Source organism: Rahnella sp. 1L-D-7-B-C2 (assembly GCF_057290995.1).
In genome coordinates, this window is sequence record NZ_JBXAVQ010000044.1 from 1 (window position 1) to 1257 (window position 1257).

1 protein-coding gene is annotated in these 1257 nt (G+C 48.0%); it reads right to left on the reverse strand.

Features of this window, described 5'->3' with window-relative positions:
- Positions 1 to 8 precede the first annotated feature (8 nt).
- Positions 9 to 1183, reverse strand: a protein-coding gene (locus AC0Z7K_RS24370; protein ID WP_144416270.1) for an IS3 family transposase whose coding sequence is annotated in 2 segments (ribosomal slippage) — positions 9 to 916 and positions 916 to 1183 — 1176 coding nt in all. Because the reading frame shifts where the segments join, the coding sequence is not laid out codon by codon here.
- Between the last annotated feature and the right edge of the window lie 74 nt (positions 1184 to 1257).

Genomic DNA, 1257 nt, shown 5'->3' on the forward strand with positions numbered 1-1257 from the left:
TGTAGTGGTCAAGCAAAACTGGCCACGGCTTTAGAGTTTTTCCAGAACAATCGCTCTGATTCATTTGGCGTCAAACCACCATTATATTGATGAGGTCTGAGCTGGCTGTAATATCCAGTTATGTAATTCGTTATCGCTGTCCTGACTTCGCTAAAATTAGCGTATCCATTATCCGGTACCCACTCCGTTTTCAGACTTCTAAAAAAACGTTCCATGGGGCTGTTATCCCAGCAATTCCCTCTGCGACTCAGGCTTTGCTTTATCTGATATCGCCACAATAATTGTCTGAAATTCCTGCTGGTATAGTGGCTGCCTTGATCCGAGTGATACAGCAAATTAGCGGGTTTTCCTCGCGCTTCCCAAGCCATCGACAACGCTTTACCTGTCAGTGCAGAGTCCGGGAAAAATGACATCGCCCAGCCAACTGGTTTACGGGAAAACAAATCAAGCACAACGGCTAAATAAGCCCAGCGTTTACCCGCCCAGATATAAGTCACATCACCGCACCAGACCTGATTAGGCTCTGTTACTGCAAACTGGCGTTCCAGATAATTGGGGATCTCTACGTGTTCCTTAGACGCCTTTTTATATCGATGACCAGGCTGCTGACAGCTGATGAGATTAAGTTCTTTCATTAGCTTTGTTGCCCGCCAGCGGCTCAGTTTTACGCCTTTGGTAGTGACCATCGCGGCAATATTACGTGCACCTGCGGAGCCATTACTTTCGCGATAGCTTTCACGAACAAGACTGAGTAATGCCACGCGTGCGGCATCAGGCTTCTTTGGCTGCCGCCAGTATTTATAGCTGCTGCGATGAACCCCAAACACGTTGCACACAACGGCAACAGGAAACCGCGCCCTGAGTTTCTCAACTAACGAGAACTGTTCAGGGAGTCTGACATCAAGAGCGCGGTAGCCTTTTTTAATATATCTCTTTCCATTTCAACGCGTTGAAGTCTTTTCTTCAGCTCGCGTATTTCAATCTGCTCAGGTGTCATGGGTGACGCTACGGGTGATTTCCCTCCTCGTTCTTCTTTCAACTGCCGAACCCACTTATCCATCGTGGATTTACCGACATTCATTGCCGTGGCAGCGGCGGCAACGGTGTAATGCTGATCGAGTACAAGCTGGGCAGCTTCGAGGCGAAACTCGGGGCTAAAATTGCGTTTGTTACGTCCGGTCATAATGTCACCTGTTTTGACTATGAGGCGATGATATCACCTCTATTCAGGTGGCCAAATTAACTATGCCACTACAG